The sequence below is a fragment of the Enterobacter sp. SGAir0187 genome, from assembly GCF_002952735.2.
GTDB classification, from domain to species: Bacteria; Pseudomonadota; Gammaproteobacteria; order Enterobacterales; family Enterobacteriaceae; genus Enterobacter; species Enterobacter quasiroggenkampii.
In genome coordinates, this window is record NZ_CP025034.2 from 546517 (window position 1) to 571870 (window position 25354).

A 25354-nucleotide genomic window follows, 5' to 3' on the forward strand; every position below is an offset into this window, starting at 1 on the left:
TTTCTGCCTGCAAAAAATTTGAATGCACCCGCCAAATATTAGCGTTTCACAAGCGGCTTTGCACTCCCTACACTCTGCGCCAACGTACACCTGCCTCCTCAGGAGAATAAGAGAATGCAACCCAGGAAAGGATTTTTAGTCTGGCTCGGCGGCTTAAGCGTGCTGGGTTTTTTGGCCACCGACATGTACCTGCCCGCGTTTGCCGCGATGCAGGAAGACCTGCAAACCCCTGCGGCGGCCATCAGCGCCAGCCTGAGCCTGTTCCTTGCCGGTTTTGCTTTCGCGCAGCTCCTGTGGGGTCCGCTCTCGGATCGCTTTGGCCGTAAACCGGTACTGCTGCTGGGTCTGGCCATTTTTGCGGTGGGCTGCCTGGGGATGCTGTGGGTGCGCGATGCTACCTGGCTGCTGGTGCTGCGCTTTATTCAGGCCGTGGGCGTCTGTGCTGCGGCGGTGACCTGGCAGGCGCTGGTCACCGACTACTATCCGGCTAACCGCACAAACCGTATTTTCGCCACTATTATGCCGCTGGTGGGTCTTTCCCCTGCCCTGGCTCCGCTGCTGGGCAGCTGGATCCTCGCGCACTTTGACTGGCAGGCCATTTTTGCCACGCTGTTTGCCATCACGCTGGTGCTGATGCTGCCGGCGTTTGCCCTTAAACCCGCGCATAAAAAAGAGGCGCATGCCGAGGCGAAGCCGATTACCTTCACCTCCCTGCTGAGCGCCAGGGCGTATCGCGGGAATGTCCTGATTTATGCCGCCTGTTCGGCCAGCTTCTTCGCATGGCTCACCGGCTCGCCGTTTATTCTGCACGATATGGGCTACAGCCCGGCGGCCATCGGTCTGAGCTATGTTCCGCAGACCATCGCGTTCCTGGTGGGCGGGTACGGCTGCCGCGCGGCGCTGCAAAAATGGGAAGGCCAGCAGATGCTGCCATGGCTGCTGGTACTCTATGCGCTGAGCGTGATCGGTACCTGGGCCGTCGGGTTTATTCCGGGCGCGGGCCTGGCTGAAATTTTGATTCCCTTCTGCGTAATGGCCGTGGCGAACGGGGCGATTTACCCGATCGTGGTGGCACAAGCGTTACGTCCGTTCCCGCAGGCGACTGGCCGCGCCGCCGCGCTGCAAAATACCCTGCAGCTGGGTCTGTGCTTCCTGGCAAGCCTGGTGGTCTCGGCGCTGATTGCCACGCCGCTGTTAACCACCACCAGCGTGATGCTGGTCACCGTTGCGCTGGCAGTATTGGGTTACCGCATGCAGGCGTCCGCGCAGCGTGAGCAGGATAGCGGTGCGCAGGTGGAAACCTCGCATGCCTGATTGCGCCAGAAATCATGTTACATTTCAGTGATTAGGTTGCTAACAATTTTCTATTGAATCACCAAATTTTGAGGCCTATACTAAATTTGGTTCGATTAAATACGATAAATATTAAGTATTAACGGGAGCCGGAGTGCTCCCGTTTTACCATGGAAGGCATTTCGGCAAGGGTTATCTCCCTTCCTCTGTTCTACGTCGGATACTAGCCTCGCGGTATTTACCGTGAGATTTCTCACAAACCAAAAAAAGCGTCTACGCTGTTTGAAGGTTCTGATCACATCAGGGTGATGGAGAAGCTATGAGTTCATCGTGTATAGAAGAAGTCAGCGTTCCGGACGACAACTGGTCCCGGATCGTCAGTGAACTGTTAGGTCGAGCAGGCATCACTATCAACGGATCTTCGCCATCCGATCCCCAGGTTAAACATCCCGACTTTTTTAAACGCGTGTTGCGGGAGGGATCGTTAGGCCTGGGAGAAAGCTATATGGACGGCTGGTGGGAATGTGAACGGCTGGATATCTTTTTTGCCAGCGTGTTGCGTGCCGGTCTGGAAAATCAACTCCCCCGCAATCTGAAAGACACCCTGCGTGTCGCCTCTGCCCGACTGTTTAACTTGCAAAGTAAAAAACGCGCATGGATCGTCGGCAAAGAGCATTACGATCTCGGCAATGACCTGTTCAGCCGCATGCTGGACCCTTTCATGCAATACTCCTGCGCCTACTGGAAAGAGGCGTCGACGCTTGAGGAAGCACAGCAGGCCAAGCTGCGTCTGATCAGTGAAAAGCTGCAGCTACAGCCCGGCATGCGCGTGCTGGATATCGGCTGCGGCTGGGGCGGGCTGGCGTATTTTATGGCGAAGCACTATGGCGTCAGCGTGGTCGGCGTGACGATCTCAGCGGAACAGCAAAAAATGGCGCGAGAGCGCTGCCAGGGTCTCGATGTGGATATCCGTCTGCAGGACTACCGTGACCTGAACGAGCAGTTCGATCGGATCGTTTCCGTCGGCATGTTCGAGCACGTGGGGCCAAAAAACTACAATACCTACTTTGAGGTGGTGGATCGTAATCTGAAACCGGACGGGCTCTTCCTCCTGCATACCATCGGCTCTAAGCGGACCGACAATAACGTTGACCCGTGGATCAATAAATACATCTTTCCGAATGGCTGTTTACCGTCCGTTCGCCAGATCGCCAACGCCAGTGAATCCCATTTCGTGATGGAAGACTGGCATAACTTTGGCGCGGACTACGACACCACCTTAATGGCGTGGCATGAACGTTTCCAGAAAGCCTGGCCCGAGATTGCGGACAACTATTCAGAACGATTCAAACGGATGTTTAGCTATTATCTGAATGCCTGCGCGGGGGCGTTTCGCGCACGGGATATTCAGCTCTGGCAGGTGGTATTCAGCCGGGGGATTGAACACGGACTGCGTGTCGCACGCTAAAAAAATAACCCCGGCTGTCCGGGGTTATTTTTTATTCTTCTTCTGCGGTCTTTATTATTGCGGCTTCTTTTGCTGCCAGCACGCGTTCAACCGTATCCACCACCGCCTGGGTTTGCGGATCGATTTCGATATTCACGCGATGCCCCAGTTTTTTGGCGCCCAGCGTGGTGCGCTGCAGCGTTTCAGGAATTAAATGCACGCAAAAACGCGTTGGCGTCACTTCTCCCACGGTCAGGCTAATCCCGTCAATGCCAATAAATCCTTTATAGAGGATGTATTTCATTAATGACGGATCCTGCATTTTAAACCAGATTTGACGGTTATTTTCCGAGGTCACGATTTTCGCCACTTCGGCAGTGGTCATGATGTGCCCCGACATCAAATGGCCGCCAATCTCATCGCTGAACTTCGCCGCGCGCTCAACGTTGACGGTATCGCCTACCACCAGCTCGCCCAGATTAGTGATCCGCAGCGTTTCTTTCATTAAATCAAAGCTAATCTGGTTGCCGTTAATTTCGGTCACGGTCAGGCAGCAGCCGTTATGGGCAATCGAGGCGCCGGTTTCGATGCCCTCAAGCATATATTCCGGCAGCTCAACAACATGAGTACGGAAATTAGGTTTTTCATCAATGGACACCACTTTGGCAATGCCCTGCACAATACCAGTAAACATGCTTACAACTCCTGTTTTTTCCGAACGGTGATGACACCGTTTAATCCCTCCACAATAACAGTTGGAAAAACAGGTTGCCAGCGAAGCGCATTTTCTGGCGATTTTTTCACTAGATAAATAGCTAAAGCCCGCTACAATAGCTGGCACCCCTCTGCATTTTCTTCTTGCTGCCCGTTTCGGCGGCTTTTTTAGTCTCTCAAATAACTACAAAATAAAGGTGTTCACGTGCAGAAGTACATGAATGAAGCGCGCCAGTTATTGGCACTGGCGATACCCGTGATCGTCGCGCAAGTGGCCCAGACCGCAATGGGATTTGTGGATACGGTAATGGCAGGTGGCTACAGCGCCACCGACATGGCGGCCGTGGCTATCGGCACGTCAATCTGGCTTCCGGCCATCCTGTTCGGTCACGGTCTGCTACTCGCGCTCACGCCTGTTATCGCTCAGCTCAATGGCTCGGGCCGTCGCGAGCGCATCGCCCATCAGGTTCGCCAGGGTTTCTGGCTGGCAGGGTTTGTCTCCGTGCTGATCATGGTGGTGCTCTGGAATGCGGGCCATATCATTCGCGCTATGCATAATATTGACCCGGCTCTGGCGGACAAAGCCGTGGGCTATCTGCGCGCGCTGCTCTGGGGCGCGCCGGGCTACCTCTTTTTCCAGGTGGCGCGTAACCAGTGTGAAGGCCTGGCGAAAACCAAGCCCGGCATGGTGATGGGGTTTATCGGGCTGCTGGTCAACATCCCGGTTAACTATGTCTTTATTTACGGTCATTTCGGGATGCCGGAGCTGGGCGGCGTCGGCTGCGGCGTAGCGACGGCAGCCGTTTACTGGGTCATGTTCTTCTCAATGCTTACCTTCGTGAAGCGCGCCCGCTTCATGCGCGATATTCGTAACGAGAACAGATTCAGCACGCCGGACTGGAGCATCATGACGCGTCTGGTGCAGCTAGGGCTGCCGATTGCCCTTGCGCTGTTCTTTGAGGTGACCCTGTTTGCCGTGGTCGCCCTGCTGGTCTCCCCGCTGGGCATTGTGAACGTCGCCGGGCACCAGATTGCGCTGAACTTCAGCTCCCTGATGTTCGTCCTGCCGATGTCGCTGGCCGCGGCAGTGACGATCCGCGTGGGCTTCCGCCTGGGGCAAGGCTCGACGCTCGACGCGCAAACCGCCGCGCGGACCGGACTGGGCGTCGGCGTCTGCATGGCCATTTGCACGGCGCTTTTTACCGTGGCGCTGCGCGAGCAGATTGCCCTGCTCTATAACGACAATCCGGAAGTCGTCGCGCTGGCATCGCACCTGATGCTGCTGGCCGCGATTTACCAGATTTCGGACTCCATTCAGGTGATTGGCAGCGGCGTGCTGCGCGGCTATAAAGACACGCGCTCCATTTTCTTTATCACCTTCATCGCCTACTGGGTGCTGGGTCTGCCGTGTGGGTATATTCTGGCCCTGACCGACCTGGTGGTGGACCGTATGGGACCGGCGGGGTTCTGGATGGGCTTTATCATCGGCCTGACGTCGGCGGCGATTATGATGATGATGCGCATGCGCTTCCTGCAGCGCCAGCCATCCACGATCATTTTGCAACGCGCTGCACGTTAAATACGCAGTAGCCGCCACCCGGCGGCTACTTTCTCTTCACTTTGCGCGGTAATACAGCAATCGCGTGAAATCAGAGAGAAAATTGCATTTTCCCTCTTGCCACCTCGGTGCTGTGCCGCTAATATTCGTCCCCGTTGTCACCGACAACACGTTGCGTTCATAGCTCAGTTGGTTAGAGCACCACCTTGACATGGTGGGGGTCGTTGGTTCGAGTCCAATTGAACGCACCATTCTGCGTCCGTAGCTCAGTTGGTTAGAGCACCACCTTGACATGGTGGGGGTCGGTGGTTCGAGTCCACTCGGACGCACCATTTCAGTCCTGAAATGGTGCAAATTCTCCTCTGATAGCCTGAATTTTCCTAATCCTTTATTTTCATCATTATTCTCCTGCTACGCTTTTCCTATGGAAAAAAACACAGGAAACGTGTTGATGAAGAAGATCGCGATTATCGGCTCCGGCCCCACAGGGATTTACACCTTTTATCACCTGCTCCAAAACAGCACGCCGCTCTCCGTTTCCGTTTTCGAACAGGCCGATGAAGCCGGCGTGGGCATGCCCTATAACGACGACGATAATTCCCGGCTGATGCTGGCGAACATTGCGAGCAATGAAATCCCGCCTATTTTTATGACCTATCTCGACTGGCTTAAGGAACAGAGCGACGCCCATCTGGCACGCTTTAAGGTGGATAAAGCTAGCCTGCATGACCGACAGTTCCTGCCCAGGCTCCTGTTGGGAGAGTACTTTCGCGACAGCTTTCGTTCAATCGTAAAAGAGGCGAAAAAGCTGGGGTTCGAGGTTAAGGTCCATGAATCCGCGAAGGTCACCGACATCATCCCTTCGACAACCGGCGTGACGATTTCGGTCAACGACCGCACCTTAGCGGATCAATTCGACCTGGCGGTTATTGCTACTGGCCACGTCTGGCCAGAGGAGGATGAAGCCACGCGCACGTTCTTCCCAAGCCCGTGGTCCGGTCTGATGGACGCCCGAATTCCCCCTTGCCGCGTGGGCATTATGGGCACCTCGTTGAGCGGCCTGGACGCGGCTATGGCGGTGGTGATGCAGCACGGTGCGTTTCGTGACGGTAAATTCATCCTCGACAAAGACAGCGAAGGGTTAAACATCACGCTGATGTCCCGGACGGGCATTCTGCCGGAAGCCGATTTTTACTGCCCTATTCCTTACGAGCCGCTGTCGGTATTGACCGAATTCGTGGTGGAAAGCGAGATAGCCAAAGGACCGGATGGCCTGCTTGACCGCATTTTTGCTCTGATGGTCAAAGAGCTTCAGCTTGCCGATCCGGCGTGGTGCGAGAAGATGTCTCTGCATACACTGAATGCGGACACTGTTCGTGAGGCCTGGTTTGAGGATCGTCAACGCCACGGCCCCTTTACCTGGGCGGAAGAGAATCTCAACGAGGTTGAACGCAATAAACGCGAACGCCGTACCGTGGCCTGGCGCTATACCGTGCTGCGGCTGCATGAGGTCGTTCAGGAGATCGTTCCCCATCTTAGCGAGCAGGACAGAAAACGCTTTAAGCAGGGGCTGGCTCGGGTATTTATCGACAACTATGCCGCCATCCCGCCGCAGTCTATTCGCAGGCTTCTCGCGCTTCGCGAGGCCGGCATCATCAGCGTGGCCGCGCTCGGTGACGACTACACGCTCGACGTTGGCAGCGATCGAACAGTGATAACCACACAAGAGACCGTCTATCGTTTCGACGTATTTATTGACGCACGCGGACAAAAGCCGCTCAAAACGAAAGATCTGCCCTTCCCGACGCTGCGAAAACAGCTGGAAGCGACCGGCGATGAGATACCCGATATCGGGGAGGATTACACCTTAAAAGCGCCTGATACCGTTCGCGGGCGCATCGCCTTCGGTGCGATACCGTGGCTGATGCACGATCGTCCCTTCGTTCAGGGGCTGGTGGAGTGTGCAGAGATTGCAGAGGCGATGGCGAAAGCGGCGGAAAAACCCGCGTCGCGCGTGCGGCGGAGATTACCCTATTTTGAAAACTGACAGGGCATCCGTGCCCTGCTGTTGCGGGTTACTCGAAGAAGACTTCCGGGTTTTCCGACAGCGAGACGAAGCTTTTCGTCGCTTTATCCAGCGCGAGGATTTCGCCGCTTTCAATGTCGTACACCCAGCCGTGCAGTCGGATGGAGTTATTACGCAGGCCCACCGCGACGGACGGATGGGTCTTGATGTTGCTCAGCTGCGCAAAGACGTTTTCCTGCACCATCGCATTGACCTTATCGATCGGCTTATCCCAGCTTTTCTTCTCTACCACGGCCTTTGCCGCGTCGGAATAGCGCAGCCAGTGTGACACGGCAGGCATCGGCTCCAGGTTCGCATTATCGGCAATCGCCTTCATCGCGCCGCAGTTGGAGTGACCGCAAATCACGATATCCGTGACGCCCAGTGCCACGACGGCGTATTCGATGGTAGCGGACACACCGCCTGGCTCCGGTCCGAACGGCGGCACAATGTTGCCAGCATTACGAATGACAAAGAGTTGTCCAGGCTCTTGCTGGGTGACCAGTTCCGGGACCAGACGGCTGTCGGAGCATGAGATGAACAGCGCTTTGGGATTCTGGCTGGACGCTAAACTGCGGAAGAGTTCTTTACGTTGCGGGAAAATCTCTTTTTGAAAGCTGAGAAAACCTTCAATGATATGTTGCATAGCAATGTCTCTTTTATCTGTTTTAGTTTAGGCATGATCGAGATCACACTCGTAAAGTTTACCCATCGTGGTTTACTTCAGACAAGCAATATATTTCTGGCCCGACCGCTGCACAATTTCGTCCGCGTTAGCGAGGATGTTCTGCCCTTCGAACGCGCCGTACAGACGTTCAAACGTTCTGCCTTCCAGATGACTTACGACGGACGCCACGGCGCGGGCCGGCAGCGGAAGATAGTTCGGGTAGCTCCACATAAACGAGACGGCGTCTTTACCCGGCGTGACCTGCAGAATATCGCCCACCAGCAGCACCCCGTCCCCCTCCTGCCAGTGCAGCACCGTTCCCCCGGCAAAATGCCCGCCCAGACGCAGCAAAGTGACAGACGGGAAAATCTCCAGCGCATCGCCTTCCCAGAAATGAATGGCCGGGCTGTCGCGCATCACCCACTCTCTGTCGCTGGCGTGCAGGTACACCGGCGCGTCAAACGCCGCAGCCCACTCCTGCATCGTGGTGTAATAGTGCGGATGTGAAATCGCAATCGCGCTGATGCCGCCGAGGGCGTTAATAAGCGTTTTGGTTGCCGGGTCAATGTTGGCGATGCAATCCCAAAGGATATTGCCGTGCGGCGTTTGCAGAAGCAGCGCCCGCTGGTTGATAGCAAACGCCGGGACCGTTTTGATACCGAATAATCGCGGCTCCAGCTGCTGCCATTTGTTGCTGTGCGTCGCGTTGACGGTATCGAGATCGGTCCACGCCTGTCCCGTGATGGGCACATACTGGCGCTCATCCTCACAAACTGGGCATCTGTCCGGCTGCGTATCGTAGGCGGTTCCACAGGTTTTACAGAGTGTAATCATGTGCTCTCCTCAGCGATAAAGCACTGAGTATGGCAGGGATTATCCTTATGTGCTGCGAGGTACATTGCTGGCTTTTTTTGCCCTATACTGTGCCAGTATCAAAAACTGAACAGAGCAGGTGCAACATGGAAATTGATCTCGATAACTTAGTGTTTAACGGTCTGGATGAAGCAGAAGAGCGTAATGCGGAACGTCTGGACGACGCGGATAAAAAAGCGCAGGCGATTGTCGCCGACGACGACTGCGGCGACGCCTGCAAGATCTAATAAAAAAGCACCGGGAAACCGGTGCTTTTTTATTTCACTCGTTAAACGTCACGCACACTTCGTTCCAGTACGTTTCGCGCGTGCGGCGCAGTTCAGCGTGGCGTTTTATCATGGAACCACTCCGGGTCAATGTTGGCAACGTCTACGCCATACAGGCTGGCGACAGGCAGTATCGACTCAAGAACACGTTGCGCGCTGTTCTCCGCATTCGCTGGCCGGGCCGCAAAAAACCGCCGTAACGTGCTGATCCATTTTTTCATCGTCTTACCCTCTCTCGCCGTATCTGCCTTCAGTTAAGCACCCCAATCCCGTGCAGGGGAAATACCAAAATCCACTGTCGATGTGCAGGATCTGCAAATAGCACCCTCGTCCTTATCACTCTTCATTAACACCTTGTTCACTAATGCTTTTTTGCTCATAGCAAAGAACGATTTCTTATTTGGCGATAGCTTTCCCTTATGGGAGCGTAACGGGGTAAAACAAAAACAACGGGATGGCGAATGACTATGGCAGCAAAAATGAAAGGGTTTAAAAAACGGACGCTGGCTTTGGGCGTAGTGGCAGCCTGGGGCCTGTTTTCAGCGCAGGCGCAGGCCGATCAGCTGGCGGATATCAAGGCCGCAGGAGTGGTGAAAGTGGCTACGTTTGATGCCAACCCGCCGTTTGGCTCGATTGATGCCAAAACGCATGAGATCGTGGGTTACGACGTTGACTTCGCCAAAGCGCTGGCAAAATCGCTCGGCGTGAAGCTTGAACTGGTTGCCACCAATCCGGCCAACCGCATTCCGCTGCTGCAGTCCGGGAAAGCAGACCTGATCGTGGCAGATATCACCATCACCCCGGAACGCGCGCAGGTGATTGATTTCTCGACGCCTTACTTCGTCACTGGCCAGCAGTTCCTGGTTCCGGCGAAATCACCGGACAAGCTCGATGACTATAGCCGGGCGCGCATTGGCGCAGTCAAAGGCACAACAGGCGAGCAGGCGCTGCACCAGCGTTTCCCGCAGTCCCGCGTCCTCTCTTATGACGACATTCCCCTGGCGCTGACCGCACTGCGCAACGGCAACGTACAGGCCATCACTCAGGACAGCACCATTCTGGCCGGTCTGCTGGCGCAGGCGCCGGACAAAGCCAACTTCAAAATCCTGCCCGACCTGCTCAGTAAAGAAGAGATTGGCGTGGGAGTGAAGAAAGGTGAAACGGCACTGCTGAAGGCCGTCAACGACGAGCTGGTTAATCTCGAGAAGACCGGTCAGGCGGCAAAAATCTATGATGTCTGGTTTGGTCCTGGCACCCCTGCTCCACAGCCTCGCGGCTTTAAAATAGAAGCCAGGTAATTATGCTCTCAGGTTTATTTTCACACTCCGCGGCCGGTGCCGCGGATTTTTCACATCTGGAACAGGCCAGCGTCGAGTTTCGCCACGTGGACAAACGCTACGGTGACCATCAGGTTTTGAACGACATTAACCTCACCATCACGTCCGGTGAAGTGGTTGCTATCCTCGGCCCGTCGGGTTCCGGTAAATCCACCCTGATTCGTCTTATCAACCAGCTTGAACCCCTGAGCGGCGGAGAGATCCTGGTCGACAACAAGCCTACCGGAAAGCTCTCCGGTAGCGGGCTGCGCCAGCTGCGAAGCCGCGTGGGGTTTGTATTCCAGCAGTTCAATCTTTATGCCCATCTCACCGCCAGCCAGAACATTACCCTGGCACTGGAGCACGTTCACGGCTGGAAGCCAGAGCCAGCCCAGGCGCGCGCGCTGGCCCTGCTGGAGAAAGTCGGGATGCTGGAAAAAGCCAACCATTTCCCGGCAGAGCTATCCGGCGGACAGCAGCAGCGCGTGGCGATAGCCCGCGCCCTCGCCTCTTCACCGCAAATCATTCTGTTCGATGAACCCACCTCCGCGCTGGATCCGGAGATGATTGGTGAAGTGCTGTTCGTGATGAAAGCCCTCGCCCACAGCGGGATCACGATGATCGTAGTGACCCATGAGATGCAATTTGCCCGGGAAATCGCCGACCGGATTGTCTTTATCGACGGCGGGCAAATTCTGGAAACCGCGCCGCCAGCGCAGTTTTTCAGCCAGCCAGCGCATCCGCGCGCGCAGCGTTTCCTGCAAAAGGTGCTGGATCCGCTGCATCAGGAGCATCTGTAATGCCCGCGCTCGACTGGCAGGGGGTACTGACCGGACAGCCTCTGCAGTGGATACTTTCCGGATTTCTCGCCACCCTGTGGGTGACGCTGGCAGGGATAGCGCTGGCCAGCCTGCTCGCACTGCTCTTTATGCTCCTGCGCCTGTCCGGTGGACGCGTCGGGAAAGCGATCGTCAGCGGCTGGGTATCACTGTTTCGCAATACCCCGCTGCTGGTGCAGCTGCTGTTCTGGTATTTTGCCGCCTGGAACGGCCTGCCGCAGGCGTTTCGCGACGTGGTCAACGCCGATCACAGCTGGTCCATTCTGCCCGGCGACGTCTGGTGGTTTACGCCCGAATTTTTATGCTCTGCTTGGGGGCTGGGCGTTTTTACCTCGGCGTTTTTAATCGAAGAAGTGGAAGCCGGGTTGCGTTCTGTGCCAGTCGGGCAACGGGAGGCGGCGCTGGCCCAGGGATTCTCGGCATGGCGCGTATTTCGCTACATCCTGCTGCCGCAGGGGCTGGCTAACGCCTGGCAGCCCGTTGTGGGCCAGTATCTCAACCTGATGAAGCTCTCCTCGCTCGCCAGCGGGATTGGCTTCGCCGAGCTCACCTACCAGGTCAGGCAGATCGAAAGCTTTAACGCACACGCGCTGGAGGCATTTACCCTCGGTACTGCACTCTATCTGCTCACTGGTCTGGTCATGGGAATGGTGCTGGTCCGCCTTGGGCCGCAGGCGAAACGTAAACGCCCGATCGTCGCCACCACAGGGAGTGAAAAACATGATTGCCGGACTTAATGTCATCACCGATAACCTCGATTATCTGCTGTGGGGACGCGCGGCAGCCGGTGAACCGGGAGGCGTACTGCTTTCGTTAATGATGGCAGCAGGCGCTGCGGTTATCGCTCTGCCCGGAGGGATACTGCTCGCGTGCCTGGCCTGGCGCTTTACCGGGCTCGTGCGAAAAGTCCTCTTTTTATGGGCAGAGCTGATTCGCGGGATCCCGCTCATCTTCGTGATTTTCTGGATGTGGTATCTCCTGCCGCTCATGACCGGGGGCGATCTGCCCGGGGCGCTGACCGTCACGCTGGCGCTGGCCTGGTTTACAGCGGCCACCGTGATGCACTCGGTGCTGGCCGGGCTGAGCGCGCTGCCGACCGGGCAGTTCGAAGCCGCGCTGTCACAGGGATTTAGCACGCAGCAAACCCTGTGGCGCGTGCTGCTGCCGCAGGCACTGAGGAATATTCTGCCGTCGCTGGTGGGGATTTTTATCAGCCTGCTGAAGGATACGTCGCTGGCGTTTATCGTGAACGTCCCGGAACTGACCACGGTGGCGGGACAGGTCAACAACCGGGTGCAAATCTACCCGGCGGCCATTTTTATCTTTACGGGCGTGGTCTACTACCTGCTCTGCTGCTCGCTCGAGCAGCTTGCGAAACGCTGGCGCCTTACCCGGCCAGCGCTTTAACCACCGTTTCCATTGCTTCGGTTGTCAATGCACTGCGTTTTACGCGCTGGTTCGCCAGCGCGGTACGCAGCACCCCGGCAATGACAATATGCTTTGGCTCCTGCCCTAAATCACGCATCTCAAGCACCACCTTCCCGACCACCCGGCACATCTCCTGATACAGCGCTTCATCTTTGGTCACGTTACCCATCGTCATCACTCCATTGCCTGTTAAACGTTGAGCTTAAATGATTCTCCAGCCGGATACAAAAAAGAAGCCCGGCGAGGAACTCGCCGGGCTTCATCTGTAAAATCAGTAAATTAGTTGTTTACTGGAATGACCGCGCCTTTGTACTTGGTGCGGATCCAGTCCTGAATCTCTTTCGAGTGCAGCACGTTCACCAGCGCGACGATGTCTTTCTTCTTCTCGTCACCGCGGTGCACGGTAATGATGTTGGCGTACGGGTTGTTTTCACCGCTCTCAACCGCAATCGGGTCGTGAACCGGATCCAGACCGGCGTCAATCGCGTAGTTGGCGTTAATCACCACCGCGTCGCCTTCGTTGTTGTTGTACATCTGCGGCAGCAGCGACGCTTCCACGTTAGGCGTGAACTTCAGCTTTTTCGGGTTCTCGACGATGTCGCTGATGCGCGCGGTCACTTTATCGATGCCCGGCTTCAGCTTGATCACGCCCTCTTTCTCGAAGATGGAAAGAATACGCCCCTCTTCAGAAACCGCGTCACGCATGATGATCTTACCCCCTTCCGGCAGGTCTTTCAGCGACTTGTATTTTTTGGAGTAGATGCCGATTGGCTCAATGTGGATCGCGCCCGCACTGACAAAATCGTAGTCTTTATCGCCCGCATGATCTTTCAGCACGCTGTTCAGGTAAGGGATGTGCTGGAAATAGTTCGCATCGATGTCATGACCCGCCAGCGCGGTATTCGGCAGAATGTAGTCCTGGAACGGTTTAATCTCCAGGTCGATACCCTGCTTCGCCAGAATCGGCTTTGCCTGCTCCAGAATTTCGGCGTGCGGCGTGTTGGATGCCCCCACGGTCAGGGTGTCGGCCCAGGAAGCGAAGCTCAGGGCACTCAGGGTTGCAGCGGCGATCAGTGTCAGTGTTTTTTTCATGATGTGGTTCCTGTGTGTTATTAGAGATTATCTTTTGTCTAACAGTGAAGTAATGACATCGCCGCAGAACTGGATAATGAAAACGATGATTAAAATGGTCACCGTTGCCACCAGCGTGACGTCACCATGGTTGCGCTGGAATCCTTCCAGATAAGCCAGATTTCCCAAACCACCGGCGCCAATCACCCCCGCCATGGCGCTGTAGCTCACCAGCGCAATCAGCGTCACCGTAATACCCGATACCAGTGCGGGTGATGATTCCGGCAGTAAAACCCGAAACACTAACGTGCTCAGTCGTGCGCCCATCGAGCGTGTGGCTTCGATGACGCCTTTATCCACTTCACGCAGGGCGATCTCCACCAGGCGTGCATAGAACGGTGCGGCACCCACAATCAGGGCTGGCAGCGCCGCGTTGGCGCCAAGAATGGTGCCGACAACGGTCTTGGTGAACGGGATCAGCAGCACAATCAAAATGATGAACGGAATCGAGCGGAACACGTTCACCACAATCGAAATGACGCTATACACCGTGCGGTTGTGGAACAATCCGCCGCGCGCGGTTAAAAACAGCGCCAGACCCAGCACGATGCCTAATACAAAGGTCGCCACGCCGGAAAGCGCGGTCATGTACAACGTCTCCAGCGTCGCCGCCCAGAGCTGATCCCACTTGAGATGCGGAAAGAGATCCTCAGCCATGTTTAATCACCTCGCCTTCAATATCGCTGTGCTGCAGGTCGGCGAGGATATTGTTCAGTTGTTCATCAGATGCCACGACGTGCACCCAGAGTTGACCAAACACGCCGTGAGCGGTTTGGGTCATTTTTCCGTGCAGGATGTTAAACGGCAGGCCGTAGCGCAACGTCAGTTCGCCCACAATCGGTTTGTGCGTGCTGTGCCCGGTAAAGGTCAGCCTGATAACCGTACCTTCCAGATCGTTTGCCAGTTCGGTATTGAAGGTTTCTTCTTCAGCGTACTGGCTCACCTGACGGACAAACTGCTGCGTAATCGGCTGCTGCGGATGGGTAAAGACGCTCAACACGTCGCCCTCTTCCACCACTTTACCGTTCTCCATCACCGCCACGCGGTCGCAGATTTTGCGCACCACGTGCATCTCGTGCGTGATCAGCACGATGGTCAGCCTGAACCGACGGTTAATATCCAGCAGCAGATCGAGGATCTGATCGGTGGTCTGCGGGTCAAGCGCGGAGGTGGCTTCATCGCAGAGCAGCACATCCGGGCGATTAGCCAGCGCACGCGCAATGCCCACGCGCTGCTTTTGCCCACCGCTCAGCTGCGACGGATAGGCATGCTCGCGACCTTTCAGGCCAACGAGTTCAATAAGCTCGGCCACGCGGGCCTTAATTTCGGCTTTCGGTACGCCAGCAATTTGCATCGAGAACGCAATATTCTCGCTGACCGTGCGCGACCACAGCAGGTTGAAGTGCTGAAACACCATGCTGATCTTCAGACGCGCCTGGCGCAGTGCTTCACCTTTTGCGGCAGAAATGTTCTGCCCGTTGATGGTTACGCTGCCGCTGCTCGGTTTTTCCAGACCATTCAGCAGGCGGATAAGCGTACTTTTACCTGCGCCGCTGTAACCAATGATCCCGTATATCTGTCCCTGTGCTATCGTCAAATTGACATTATCAACGGCTGTCAGTGCCACCTTTCCGTTGTCAAAAACCTTCGAAATATTGCTCAGTACAATCATTCTTATTCGTTATCCGTGCCGCCCGTGGCGGTTTAGCAGTATGGATGTCCAAATGAGTGTAAACAGGCGTTATCAGCTTTTAAATGAACAAAAAAGAATGTGTTATAACTTTCGGCAATAAACAGCGGATTTACCGGATGGGAAGCATTTAGACCAATTTCAGCAATGATTATCTACCGTATGCATATCTACTGGCGGATGCCCGCAAAAAACGGTCATTTTTGCAGCATTTTATCCCGATATAGCCATCCTCACATCCAGACAACTTTACGTCTTGCTGTCCTGCCATCCAGAAACGGCATTTATATTCCTTTCTGATCTAAACGGCAGTGAATGGTTCTTTATTGAGAAAATTTCACCGCCCTATCATCCCGTCATGACATCCAGAAAGGAAAACATCATGACGATTTATCACTCCGTCACTGAACTGATTGGTCGTACCCCGCTGATCCAGCTGCATAAGCTTGATACCGGTCCCTGCTCGCTGTTCCTGAAGCTGGAAAACCAAAATCCGGGCGGGTCAATTAAGGATCGCGTTGCGCTGTCGATGATTAACGAAGCGGAACGTACCGGTAAGCTGCAGCCTGGCGGCACGATTATCGAGGCCACGGCGGGCAATACCGGTCTCGGCCTGGCCCTGATCGCCGCCCAGAAAGGCTACTCGCTGATCCTGGTGGTGCCGGACAAAATGAGCCGCGAGAAGATTTTCCACCTGCGCGCGCTGGGTGCCCAGGTGGTGCTGACCCGCTCCGACGTCAACAAGGGCCATCCTGCCTATTACCAGGATTACGCCCAGCGTCTGGCGAACGAACTGCCTGGCGCGTTTTACATCGACCAGTTCAACAACGAAGCCAACCCGCTGGCGCACCGCACCACCACGGCGCCGGAACTGTATGAGCAGCTTGACGGCAAAATCGACGCCATCGTGGTGGGCGTCGGCTCAGGCGGCACGCTGGGCGGCCTGCAGGCGTGGTTCGCCGAGCACTCTCCGCACACGGAATTTGTCCTGGCTGACCCGGCTGGATCCGTTCTCGCCGACCAGGTGGAAACCGGACGCTACCACGACGCGGGCTCCTGGCTGGTTGAGGGAATTGGCGAAGACTTTATTCCTCCGCTGGCCCACATTGAAGGGGTGAATCGCGCCTGGCGCATCACCGACCAGGAAGCGTTCACCACCGCGCGCGAGCTGCTGAAAACGGAGGGCATTCTGGCGGGCTCCTCCAGCGGCACGCTGCTGGCGGCCGCGCTGAAGTATTGCCAGGCGCAAACCACGCCGAAGCGGGTGGTGACCTTCGCCTGCGACAGCGGCAATAAATATCTCTCGAAGATGTTCAACGACGACTGGATGCGACAGCAGGGGCTCATCACGCGTCCGCAGGCCGGCGATCTCTCTGACTACATCGCCCTGCGCCACGACGAAGGCGCCACCGTCACCGCTGCCCCGGACGACACGCTCTCCACCGTTCTGGCGCGCATGCGTCTGTATGACATCTCCCAGCTGCCGGTGCTGGAGAACGGCATGGTGGTGGGCATTATCGACGAGTGGGATCTCCTGCGGCATATCGGCGGCGACGGCGATCGCTTCGCGCTGCCGGTGACGGCAGCCATGACGCGTCAGGTCGAGTTCCTTGATAAACACGCGCCGGAAAGCGCCCTGCACGCCATCTTCGACCGAGGCCTGGTGGCCGTCATTAATGACAACGACCGTTTTCTCGGTCTGATTACGCGCAGCGACGTTCTGACCGCCTGGCGCAACCGTCTACAGCAATAAAGGAATCAATGATGAAAAATCTGGCCACCCTCAGCGTACACAGCGGCGAATTTAACGACCAGCACGGCGCCGTCATGCCGCCGATTTACGCCACCTCGACGTTTGCGCAACCCGCGCCCGGGGAGCATACCGGCTATGAGTACTCCCGCAGCGGCAACCCTACCCGCCATGCGCTGGAAACGGCGATTGCCGAACTGGAAGGCGGCACGCGCGGCTACGCCTTTGCCTCCGGTCTGGCGGCCATCTCCACGGTGCTCGAACTGCTGGATAAAGACAGCCACATCGTCGCCATTGATGATGTTTACGGCGGCACATACCGTCTGATCGAAAATGTGCGCAAGCGCAGCACCGGCCTGCAGGTCAGCTGGGTTAAACCGGACGACCTGGCCGGGCTCGAGGCCGCCATTCGCCCGGACACCCGCATGGTATGGGTCGAGACGCCAACCAACCCGCTGCTGAAGCTGGCGGATCTGGCGGCCATCGCGGCAATCGCCCGTCGTCATAACGTCATCAGCGTGGCGGATAACACCTTCGCGTCGCCGGTGATCCACCGTCCGCTGGAGTCCGGTTTCGATATCGTGGTGCACTCTGCCACCAAATACCTTAACGGCCACTCTGACGTGGTGGCCGGGCTGGCGATTGTCGGGGACAACAAGGAACTGGCGGACAAGCTGGGCTATCTGCAAAACGCGGTGGGCGGCGTCCTGGATCCGTTCAGCAGCTTCCTGACGCTGCGCGGTATTCGCACGCTCGCGCTGAGGGTCGAAAAGCACAGCACCAACGCGCTGGCGATTGCGCAATGGCTCGATCAGCATCCTCTGGTCGAAAAGGTATTCTATCCTGGCCTGGAATCACATCCACAGTACCCGCTTGCCCGTACGCAGATGGCGCTACCCGGTGGCATGATTTCCGTCGTGGTAAAAGGCGATGCGCAACGCGCCACCGAGGTGATTCGCAACCTGAAGTTGTTCACTCTTGCGGAAAGTCTGGGCGGCGTGGAGAGTCTGGTAAGCCAGCCTTACAGCATGACGCACGCCTCGATTCCGCTGGAACAACGGCTGGCGAACGGCATTGTGCCGCAGCTGATCCGCCTGTCGGTGGGAATTGAAGATCCTAAAGACCTGATTGCAGACCTCAGCCAGGCGCTGCAAAAATAAGCAAACGGCGGCAGGTTACTCACCTGCCGCCACAAGTTGTCATCATGGCTTAACGCCTTGATAACAATATTATGTGAAACAGCATTGATTATTTCTGAAACACCGTTTCCATTTTCCTTTTATCTTAAAATCAGCGTATAATGCGCGCCAAATCCCTGGTGAATGGTTTCAGCGCTTGGAATACAAAAAACAACGTACAACTTCTCCTCTCCTTCGTTGGGCTGTCACTCAGGCACACTTTCTTCTGCACGCTCATTTGATGTCTCCTATCCTTAGTGCGTGTCATATACTCTTTTGCAACACAGGTTTGACTCCGCGGCGGTGCGCCCCCGGAGCGAGATTTCCATATCCTTCCCAACTTAAAGACTAAGACTGTCATGAAAAAGACGAAAATTGTTTGTACTATCGGCCCGAAAACCGAATCTGAAGAGATGCTGAGCAAAATGCTGGACGCCGGCATGAACGTGATGCGTCTGAACTTCTCCCACGGCGACTACGCAGAGCACGGCCAGCGTATTCAGAACTTGCGCAACGTGATGAGCAAGACCGGTAAAAAAGCGGCCATCCTGCTGGATACCAAAGGTCCAGAAATCCGTACCATTAAGCTGGAAGGCGGTAACGACGTCTCTCTGAAAGCGGGCCAGACCTTCACCTTCACCACCGACAAATCCGTCGTCGGCAACAGCGAAATCGTTGCAGTGACCTACGAAGGCTTCACCAGCGATCTGTCCGTCGGTAACACCGTGCTGGTAGACGATGGTCTGATCGGTATGGAAGTCACCGCTATCGAAGGCAACAAAGTTATCTGTAAAGTGCTGAACAACGGCGACCTGGGCGAAAACAAAGGCGTTAACCTGCCAGGCGTTTCCATCGCGCTGCCAGCACTGGCTGAGAAAGACAAACAAGACCTGATTTTCGGTTGCGAGCAAGGCGTTGACTTCGTTGCAGCGTCCTTCATCCGTAAGCGTTCCGACGTGGTTGAAATCCGTGAGCACCTGAAAGCGCACGGCGGCGAGAAGATCCAGATCATCTCCAAAATCGAAAACCAGGAAGGCCTGAACAACTTCGACGAAATCCTCGAAGCGTCTGACGGCATCATGGTTGCACGTGGCGACCTGGGCGTAGAAATCCCGGTCGAAGAAGTGATCTTCGCGCAGAAGATGATGATCGAGAAGTGTGTGCGCGCGCGTAAAGTGGTTATCACCGCAACGCAGATGCTGGACTCCATGATCAAAAACCCACGCCCAACCCGCGCTGAAGCAGGCGACGTGGCAAACGCCATCCTCGACGGTACTGATGCGGTTATGCTGTCCGGCGAATCCGCGAAAGGTAAATATCCGCTGGAAGCGGTCGGCATCATGGCGACCATCTGTGAACGTACTGACCGCGTGATGACCAGCCGTCTGGACTTCAATAACGACAGCCGCAAGCTGCGTATCACCGAAGCAGTATGCCGCGGTGCAGTAGAAACCGCTGAGAAACTGGAAGCCCCACTGATCGTGGTTGCCACTCAGGGCGGTAAATCTGCGCGCGCCGTGCGTAAATACTTCCCGGATGCGACCATCCTGGCCCTGACCACCAACGAAACCACCGCTCGTCAGTTGGTGCTGAGCAAAGGCGTCGTTGCGCATCTGGTTAAAGAGATCGCCTCTACTGACGATTTCTACATTCAGGGTAAAGCACTGGCTCTGGAAAGCGGTCTGGCACAGAAAGGTGACGTTGTGGTCATGGTTTCTGGCGCGCTGGTACCAAGCGGCACCACCAATACCGCATCTGTTCACGTGCTGTAATAATTCCCGAACGAATTAATTTGGATAAAAAGCGCCCGTCGGGCGCTTTTTTTATTCCTGGCATTAGCCAAAGTCATTCAAAATGCAAATCGGGTTTTTCTATTTAATTGCGAATTATCTAAGATGAATCCGATGATAAATGCCTTTTTTTCCTTAGATTTTTACCCGAAACCGGCTGATTCGATGCTTCTTTGAGCGAACGATCAAAAATAGGTGTATTCCCATCAAAAAAATATTCTCAACCCAAAAAACTTTGTGTAATACTTGTAACGCTACATGGAGATTAACTCAATCTAGAGGGTATTAATAATGAATCGTACTAAACTGGTACTGGGCGCGGTAATCCTGGGTTCTACTCTGCTGGCTGGTTGCTCCAGCAACGCTAAAATCGATCAGCTGTCTTCTGACGTTCAGACTCTGAACGCTAAAGTTGACCAGCTGAGCAACGACGTGAACGCAATGCGTTCCGACGTTCAGGCTGCTAAAGACGACGCAGCTCGCGCTAACCAGCGTCTGGACAACCAGGCTACTAAATACCGTAAGTAATAGTACCTGTTAATAAAATGGCGCACATTGTGCGCCATTTTTTTTGCCTGCGTCAAAACACTACTGCGTCACCGTCTCCCCTTCATCTTCCGCTACCGCAGCAGATACCCGACTGTTCTGCACCGACAACACGCTATTGCTGGCTGACGGGCCGCTACCGGCCGACACGATAACCGGGATCCCGGCGCGACGTGACAGCGCTTTATCAATTAGCACCTTATCGCTTCCCGCCTGGGAAACAAAGGTCGCAAACTCGGCGGAATGGGTAATGGGCGAGACCTGTGGATTTTCCCCTTCTACCTGCGCCAGCGGACGGTGGACCTCAATATAGCGTTTACCATCCGGCTCAACGGAGAACTTCACGGGTTCATTGATAATCTGCACCCGCGTGCCCACCCGGACCTGTTCGAAGAGCGCTTTAATGTCCGGGGCGTTCATCCGCATACAGCCAGAGCTGACCCGCAGGCCGACGCTGTCCGGCGCGCTGGTACCGTGGATAAGATATTCCCCATTCCCCACGCCTAAACGCAGCGCGAAGCGTCCCAGGGGGTTATTTGGCCCGGCAGGAACCACCGGAGGCAGTTTAATGCCCTGCTCCAGAGAGCGTGCTCTGATGCCAGGCGTGGGTGTCCAGGTCGGATTAGGGATTTTCTGGCTTACCCGCGTGGTCGTCACCGGCGTTTCCAGCCCCAGCTGACCAATGCCCAGGGGGAAAACCTGAACAATGTTTTGCCCCGGCGGGAAGTAGTAGAGCCGCAGCTCAGCGAGATTGACCACAATTCCCTCGCGGGGCGTATCCGGCAACAGCATTTGCGACGGAATGGTTATCACGGTGCCCGGCGCAGGGTTTACCGGCGCAATGGTATTGTTGGTTTCCAGGATCACCTGCGCCGCCGTATTAAACCGACGGGCAATGGTCTGCAGCTTATTATCCCCTTCCTGTATCGTGTAGGTTTGATTTTGCCCAATCAGACGACTGCCTGCGGGCGGCAACGGATAGTCCATCGCACGGGCCGAATTAAGGGCACCGAGCGAACTGAGGAGTAATAGAGTAATGAGAGACGCGCGCTTCATGCTGAGATTCCTTATTCACTGACAGAACGCCAGAAAGCTGAAAAACCAGCGAGGCGGGAACCACCTCGCGAAACAGAATGAATGCTGTTCTGTAAGTCTAGCTAAGGATTGCAGCTTTGGCGCGGATGGCGCGAATCATCGCTTCCAGTCCCTGAGAACGGGACGGGGTGAGGTGTTGGGTTAAGGCCATTTTTTCAAACCACGGACGGACATCGAACGCGACGATATCCTGCGCCGACATCTGCTGGTAAAGGCTAAAGACGACGGCAATAAGCCCTTTTACAATGGCAGCATCGCTGTCGCCGCGCAATTCGATCGTGCCGTCATCAGACTGCGCCATCACAATCCACACCTGGCTCTGACAGCCCTGAATACTGTTCTCTGCGCTGTGCGCCTCTTCACCGAGCGGCGGTAAGCGTTGTCCCAGTTCAATGATATAGAGATACTTCTCTTCCCAGTTTGCGCAACGCGAGAAGTTGCGCAGTAATTTATCTTTGTCCGGCAGCTCTGCCATCTTTCGCCTCTCCGTTAGCCCAGCAGCTGGCGAATGCGCTTAAGCCCCGCCACCAGCCTGTCGACCTCTTCCGTCGTGTTGTACATCACCAGCGATGCGCGGCACATTGCCGGTACCTGGTAAAACGCCATCAGCGGCATGGCGCAGTGGTGCCCGGTACGGACCGCAACGCCGTAGTTATCGAGAAAACTGCCCACGTCATAGGCATGGTGTTTCCCGAGATTAAACGCAATCACCCCTTGCCGATCGGCAGGCCCGTAGAGGGTCAAATCCGGCACGCTGGCAAGTTCCGCCAGCGCGTAGTGCATCAGCAGCTGTTCGTACTCCTGAATGGCGTCAAGGCCGATGGCAGAGACGTAAGAGACCGCCGCCCCCAGCCCGATAATCCCCCCGGTGTTGGGCGTGCCCGCCTCAAAACGCCACGGCGCGCGCGCGTAGGTCGTGCCTTCCGTCAGGCTGACGGTGGCGATCATCGACCCGCCCCCTTCCCACGGCGGCATCGCCTGCAGGATCGCTTCTTTCACATACAGCACGCCGATCCCGGTCGGCCCATAGAGCTTGTGGCCTGAAAAGACATAGAAATCACAGTCCAGCGCCTGGACGTCAACCGCGTGGTGCATCACCGCCTGGGCCCCGTCAATCAGGACCTTTGCGCCCGCCTGATGGGCCTTTTCGACGATCTCTGCCACCGGGTTTTCTGTCCCCAGCACGTTGGAGACCTGGGTAACCGCCACCAGCCGCGTACGGTCATCCAGCAAGACGTCAAGCTGCTCAAGCTGAAGCGTCCCGTCCGCATTTAACGGGATCACCCGCAGCTGCGCCCCTACGCGCTCGCAAAGCATCTGCCACGGCACGATATTGGCGTGGTGCTCCATCTGGGTGATGATGATGTTATCGCCCGCGTGAACCTGAGCATTGCCCCAGCTGTTAGCAACGAGGTTAATCCCTTCGGTGGTCCCGCGAACAAAGACCAGTTCTTCCGGAGAGCGGGCGTTAAGGAAGGCGGCAAGCTGCGTGCGCACGTTTTCCATCCGCTGGGTCGCCTCGGCGCTCAGGGTATGAATACCGCGATGCACGGCGGCATAGCCGTGGCGATAGAACTCGGCTTCGGCATCCACCACCTGATTCGGCTTCTGCGCGCTGGCCGCGCTGTCCAGGTAGGCCAGCGGCAGACCGTTTACTTCACGGGTCAGAACCGGAAAATCTGCCCGTACTTTCTCGACGGGAAAACTCATGCTTCGCCTCCAGGCAGGCGCTGACCGATCCGATCCAGCACCTGCAGTTTTAACTGACCATCGTGCAGCGCTTCCGTCAGTTCGGCGGCAAACGCGTAGATAATCATTTTCTGCGCCGCCTGCTGGTCGATGCCGCGGGAGCGCAGGTAGAACATCTGCTCGTCGTCGATTCGCCCTACCGTCGCACCGTGGCTGCATTTGACGTCATCCGCGTAGATTTCCAGCTGCGGTTTGGTGTCCACCTCCGCCAGTCGCCCTAACAGCAGATTGTTGTTGGTCATCTGCCCGTCGGTTTTAATGGCGTGCTGCGCCACGTTAATCAGGCCGTTAAACACCGCGCGCCCTTTATCACTGACGATGGTTTTGTGCAGCTGGCGACTGTTGCAGTAGCCTTTGTTGTGCTCCAGCCACGTGCGCGTGTCACAGACTTCCGATTTAACCGGCATCGCCAGGCTGTTGATGCGCAGCGTGGTGTTTTCCCCGTTAAGCTGCGTGCTGGTGTTGTGGCGCAGCACCGCCCCGCCGAGCAGGAAGCTGTGGCTGTACGCGGCGGCATCCTGGCCCAGGACAATGTCGTTATGGGCAAAGTGGTGGCTCTGCGCATTCTCAAACGCCAGTTTGATGTGGTGTAGCTGGGCATTGGCCGCCACGTTCATCGTCAGACGCGACCCGGTAAAGTGACGCGTCTCATTGAGGCTGACGTAATGTTCGATGACCGTGGTCTCCGCGCCCTCCGCCAGCTCAAGATGGTGACGATAGTGCGCGGTATTGATTTCATCGCCGTCCAGACCCTGAGTGATATGCATCAGCAGCAGCGGCTTTGACGGACGCTGGTTACGCTTCACGGCGATATGCGTCACGCTGCGGGCCAGGCTCTCGGTCAGGTGCAGGAAAACCTCGGGCTGAACCGGGGCGCTCAGGCGCTGGCGATCGTCGTTTATCTCAATCTCAAAGCCGCTCTCCTGGAGCGTGTCGCTCAGCTCAGGGCGGAACTGACCGTCGACAAACACCAGGCGCACGGCATCCACGCCCACTGCCAGCGCGTCACGCTGCGCAGGCGTGAGATCCGCCAGACGGGTAACAAACTCGGCGTTCAGCAAGCCATCGAGCGGGGTGTATTTCCAGTTCTCATGCTTACGCGTCGGCAGGCCAAGACGCAGCATCTGCTGCAGATGCTGCTGCGCCTGCGCCGAGCGCGTGCCGCCCTGGGCTTCAAACAGCCTGTGCCACTGCTGGAGCGCATTACTGCTGTTCGGTAAGCCAGCCATAACCCTGCTCCTCCAGTTGTTTAACCAGCGTGAAATCACCGGATTTCACAATGCGCCCCTGGTAAAGCACGTGGACGTAATCCGGCTTGATGTAGTCCAGAATGCGCTGGTAGTGGGTGACGATAATAAACGAGCGCTTGCCGTCGCGCAGGGAGTTCACTCCGTCAGCGACAATCTTCAGGGCATCGATGTCCAGACCGGAGTCGGTCTCATCCAGAATGCACAGCTCGGGTTCCAGAACCGCCATCTGCAGAATATCGTTACGCTTTTTCTCACCGCCGGAAAAACCAACGTTCACCGAGCGGGTCAGCAGATCTTCCGGCATTTTCAGCAGCTTAATCTTCTCTTCCATCAGATCCTGGAAGTCGAAGCGGTCCAGCGCCTCCAGCCCGCGATACTTACGCACCGCATTCAGCGCCGTCTGCAGGAAGAACTGGTTGCTGACGCCCGGAATTTCGACCGGGTACTGGAAGGCCATAAAGATGCCCTCGCCCGCACGGTCTTCCGGCGACATCTCCAGCAGATCTTTGCCGTTAAACTCGACCGAACCGTGGGTCACCTCATAATCTTCGCGCCCCGCCAGCGTCGCAGAAAGCGTACTTTTCCCGGAACCGTTCGGCCCCATGATGGCGTGGACTTCGCCCGGCTTAACGTCAAAATTGAGGCCACGCAGGATGGCTTTATCTTCTACGCTGACCTGTAAATCTTTAATGCTTAACATGTGCTTTCC

General features: G+C 56.2%; 27 protein-coding genes and 2 tRNA genes. 16 read left to right on the plus strand and 13 right to left on the minus strand.

Going from position 1 to position 25354, the window contains the following annotated elements; all coding sequences use genetic code 11:
• Positions 1-114 precede the first annotated feature (114 nt).
• Positions 115-1314 carry a purine nucleoside transporter PunC gene (gene punC, locus CWR52_RS02595; protein ID WP_104948761.1) on the plus strand — a complete coding sequence of 400 codons (1200 nt, stop codon included), beginning with the start codon at positions 115-117 and terminating at the stop codon, positions 1312-1314.
• A gap of 298 nt (positions 1315-1612) precedes the next feature.
• Complete coding sequence (cfa, locus tag CWR52_RS02600) at positions 1613-2761, plus strand: cyclopropane fatty acyl phospholipid synthase (protein WP_104948762.1); 1149 nt, start codon at positions 1613-1615, stop codon at positions 2759-2761.
• A gap of 31 nt (positions 2762-2792) precedes the next feature.
• Here the strand turns inward: cfa and CWR52_RS02605 are convergent, their stop codons facing one another.
• Positions 2793-3434, minus strand: a complete 642-nt coding sequence (locus CWR52_RS02605) for a riboflavin synthase subunit alpha (RefSeq protein ID WP_104948763.1) — start codon at positions 3432-3434, stop codon at positions 2793-2795.
• Positions 3435-3659: 225 nt separating this feature from the next.
• Between CWR52_RS02605 and mdtK the strand changes: the two genes are divergently transcribed.
• The 4 genes from mdtK to CWR52_RS02625 all read left to right on the plus strand — a co-directional run bounded on the left by mdtK (position 3660) and on the right by CWR52_RS02625 (position 7059).
• Positions 3660-5033 (plus strand): MdtK family multidrug efflux MATE transporter, encoded by a 1374-nt coding sequence (gene mdtK, locus CWR52_RS02610; protein ID WP_104948764.1) that lies wholly within the window; start codon positions 3660-3662, stop codon positions 5031-5033.
• A 153-nt stretch (positions 5034-5186) separates the two neighbouring features.
• Positions 5187-5263 (plus strand) — tRNA-Val (locus CWR52_RS02615).
• 4 nt (positions 5264-5267) lie between these two features.
• Positions 5268-5344 (plus strand) — tRNA-Val (locus CWR52_RS02620).
• Positions 5345-5463: 119 nt separating this feature from the next.
• Entirely contained in the window at positions 5464-7059 is a 1596-nt protein-coding gene (locus tag CWR52_RS02625; protein WP_104948765.1) for an FAD-NAD(P)-binding protein, read from the plus strand.
• A 28-nt stretch (positions 7060-7087) separates the two neighbouring features.
• On the opposite strand, the gene CWR52_RS02630 is transcribed toward CWR52_RS02625, so the two are convergent.
• Together CWR52_RS02630 and CWR52_RS02635 are read right to left on the minus strand one after the other, a co-directional pair.
• Positions 7088-7723 (minus strand): carbonic anhydrase, encoded by a 636-nt coding sequence (locus tag CWR52_RS02630; RefSeq protein ID WP_047075163.1) that lies wholly within the window; start codon positions 7721-7723, stop codon positions 7088-7090.
• 72 nt (positions 7724-7795) lie between these two features.
• Entirely contained in the window at positions 7796-8578 is a 783-nt protein-coding gene (locus tag CWR52_RS02635) for an MBL fold metallo-hydrolase (protein WP_104948766.1), read from the minus strand.
• Between the two features lie 125 nt (positions 8579-8703).
• On the opposite strand from CWR52_RS02635, the gene CWR52_RS02640 reads away from it, so the two are divergent.
• Positions 8704-8844, plus strand: coding sequence for a hypothetical protein (locus CWR52_RS02640; RefSeq protein ID WP_003857665.1), 141 nt, complete (start codon positions 8704-8706; stop codon positions 8842-8844).
• 92 nt (positions 8845-8936) lie between these two features.
• Here the strand turns inward: CWR52_RS02640 and CWR52_RS23230 are convergent, their stop codons facing one another.
• Positions 8937-9104, minus strand: a complete 168-nt coding sequence (locus CWR52_RS23230) for a hypothetical protein (RefSeq protein WP_032666818.1) — start codon at positions 9102-9104, stop codon at positions 8937-8939.
• 246 nt (positions 9105-9350) lie between these two features.
• Between CWR52_RS23230 and CWR52_RS02645 the strand changes: the two genes are divergently transcribed.
• The 4 genes from CWR52_RS02645 to CWR52_RS02660 are packed head-to-tail and all read left to right on the plus strand — an operon-like array spanning position 9351 to position 12445.
• Positions 9351-10181, plus strand: coding sequence for an ABC transporter substrate-binding protein (locus CWR52_RS02645; protein ID WP_080347292.1), 831 nt, complete (start codon positions 9351-9353; stop codon positions 10179-10181).
• A gap of 2 nt (positions 10182-10183) precedes the next feature.
• On the plus strand, positions 10184-10999 hold the full coding sequence (locus tag CWR52_RS02650; RefSeq protein WP_104948767.1) for an amino acid ABC transporter ATP-binding protein: 816 nt from the start codon (positions 10184-10186) through the stop codon (positions 10997-10999).
• Complete coding sequence (locus CWR52_RS02655) at positions 10999-11775, plus strand: amino acid ABC transporter permease (RefSeq protein WP_104948768.1); 777 nt, start codon at positions 10999-11001, stop codon at positions 11773-11775. Before CWR52_RS02650 ends, CWR52_RS02655 begins: the two co-directional genes overlap by 1 nt.
• Positions 11759-12445: an amino acid ABC transporter permease gene (locus CWR52_RS02660; protein ID WP_048030750.1), complete on the plus strand. Its 687-nt coding sequence runs from the start codon at positions 11759-11761 to the stop codon at positions 12443-12445. The genes CWR52_RS02655 and CWR52_RS02660 overlap by 17 nt, the downstream gene beginning before the upstream one ends.
• Here the strand turns inward: CWR52_RS02660 and fumD are convergent.
• The 4 genes from fumD to CWR52_RS02680 all read right to left on the minus strand — a co-directional run bounded on the left by fumD (position 12426) and on the right by CWR52_RS02680 (position 15269).
• On the minus strand, positions 12426-12635 hold the full coding sequence (gene fumD / locus CWR52_RS02665; protein WP_023343959.1) for a fumarate hydratase FumD: 210 nt from the start codon (positions 12633-12635) through the stop codon (positions 12426-12428). The two genes, CWR52_RS02660 and fumD, sit on opposite strands and share 20 nt — an antisense overlap.
• 110 nt (positions 12636-12745) lie before the next feature.
• Positions 12746-13558: a MetQ/NlpA family ABC transporter substrate-binding protein gene (locus CWR52_RS02670; RefSeq protein ID WP_008500616.1), complete on the minus strand. Its 813-nt coding sequence runs from the start codon at positions 13556-13558 to the stop codon at positions 12746-12748.
• Positions 13559-13585: 27 nt separating this feature from the next.
• On the minus strand, positions 13586-14254 hold the full coding sequence (locus CWR52_RS02675) for a methionine ABC transporter permease (RefSeq protein ID WP_024909382.1): 669 nt from the start codon (positions 14252-14254) through the stop codon (positions 13586-13588).
• Positions 14247-15269, minus strand: coding sequence for a methionine ABC transporter ATP-binding protein (locus tag CWR52_RS02680; protein WP_023618908.1), 1023 nt, complete (start codon positions 15267-15269; stop codon positions 14247-14249). The genes CWR52_RS02675 and CWR52_RS02680 overlap by 8 nt, the downstream gene beginning before the upstream one ends.
• 400 nt (positions 15270-15669) lie before the next feature.
• On the opposite strand from CWR52_RS02680, the gene CWR52_RS02685 reads away from it, so the two are divergent.
• The 5 genes from CWR52_RS02685 (at position 15670) to lpp (ending at position 20533) form a co-directional block, all read left to right on the plus strand.
• Entirely contained in the window at positions 15670-17040 is a 1371-nt protein-coding gene (locus tag CWR52_RS02685) for a pyridoxal-phosphate dependent enzyme (RefSeq protein WP_104948769.1), read from the plus strand.
• 11 nt (positions 17041-17051) lie between these two features.
• A complete protein-coding gene (locus tag CWR52_RS02690; protein ID WP_104948770.1) occupies positions 17052-18197 on the plus strand; it encodes a trans-sulfuration enzyme family protein in 1146 nt (381 codons plus the stop codon).
• A gap of 175 nt (positions 18198-18372) precedes the next feature.
• The gene (locus tag CWR52_RS23645) at positions 18373-18567 is read left to right on the plus strand and encodes a hypothetical protein (RefSeq protein ID WP_418721936.1); all 195 of its coding nucleotides are present in this window, start codon (positions 18373-18375) and stop codon (positions 18565-18567) included.
• A gap of 7 nt (positions 18568-18574) precedes the next feature.
• A complete protein-coding gene (gene pykF, locus CWR52_RS02695; protein ID WP_045284943.1) occupies positions 18575-19987 on the plus strand; it encodes a pyruvate kinase PykF in 1413 nt (470 codons plus the stop codon).
• A 309-nt stretch (positions 19988-20296) separates the two neighbouring features.
• The gene (lpp, locus tag CWR52_RS02700; RefSeq protein WP_001082307.1) at positions 20297-20533 is read left to right on the plus strand and encodes a murein lipoprotein Lpp; all 237 of its coding nucleotides are present in this window, start codon (positions 20297-20299) and stop codon (positions 20531-20533) included.
• A gap of 60 nt (positions 20534-20593) precedes the next feature.
• On the opposite strand, the gene ldtE is transcribed toward lpp, so the two are convergent.
• The 5 genes from ldtE to sufC all read right to left on the minus strand — a co-directional run bounded on the left by ldtE (position 20594) and on the right by sufC (position 25345).
• Entirely contained in the window at positions 20594-21607 is a 1014-nt protein-coding gene (gene ldtE, locus CWR52_RS02705) for a L,D-transpeptidase LdtE (RefSeq protein WP_104948771.1), read from the minus strand.
• Between the two features lie 97 nt (positions 21608-21704).
• Entirely contained in the window at positions 21705-22121 is a 417-nt protein-coding gene (sufE, locus tag CWR52_RS02710; RefSeq protein ID WP_104948772.1) for a cysteine desulfuration protein SufE, read from the minus strand.
• Between the two features lie 14 nt (positions 22122-22135).
• The gene (sufS, locus tag CWR52_RS02715; protein ID WP_104948773.1) at positions 22136-23356 is read right to left on the minus strand and encodes a cysteine desulfurase SufS; all 1221 of its coding nucleotides are present in this window, start codon (positions 23354-23356) and stop codon (positions 22136-22138) included.
• The gene (gene sufD, locus CWR52_RS02720; RefSeq protein ID WP_104948774.1) at positions 23353-24624 is read right to left on the minus strand and encodes a Fe-S cluster assembly protein SufD; all 1272 of its coding nucleotides are present in this window, start codon (positions 24622-24624) and stop codon (positions 23353-23355) included. Before sufD ends, sufS begins: the two co-directional genes overlap by 4 nt.
• Positions 24599-25345: a Fe-S cluster assembly ATPase SufC gene (gene sufC, locus CWR52_RS02725; RefSeq protein ID WP_014831592.1), complete on the minus strand. Its 747-nt coding sequence runs from the start codon at positions 25343-25345 to the stop codon at positions 24599-24601. The genes sufD and sufC overlap by 26 nt, the downstream gene beginning before the upstream one ends.
• Positions 25346-25354: the final 9 nt, after the last annotated feature.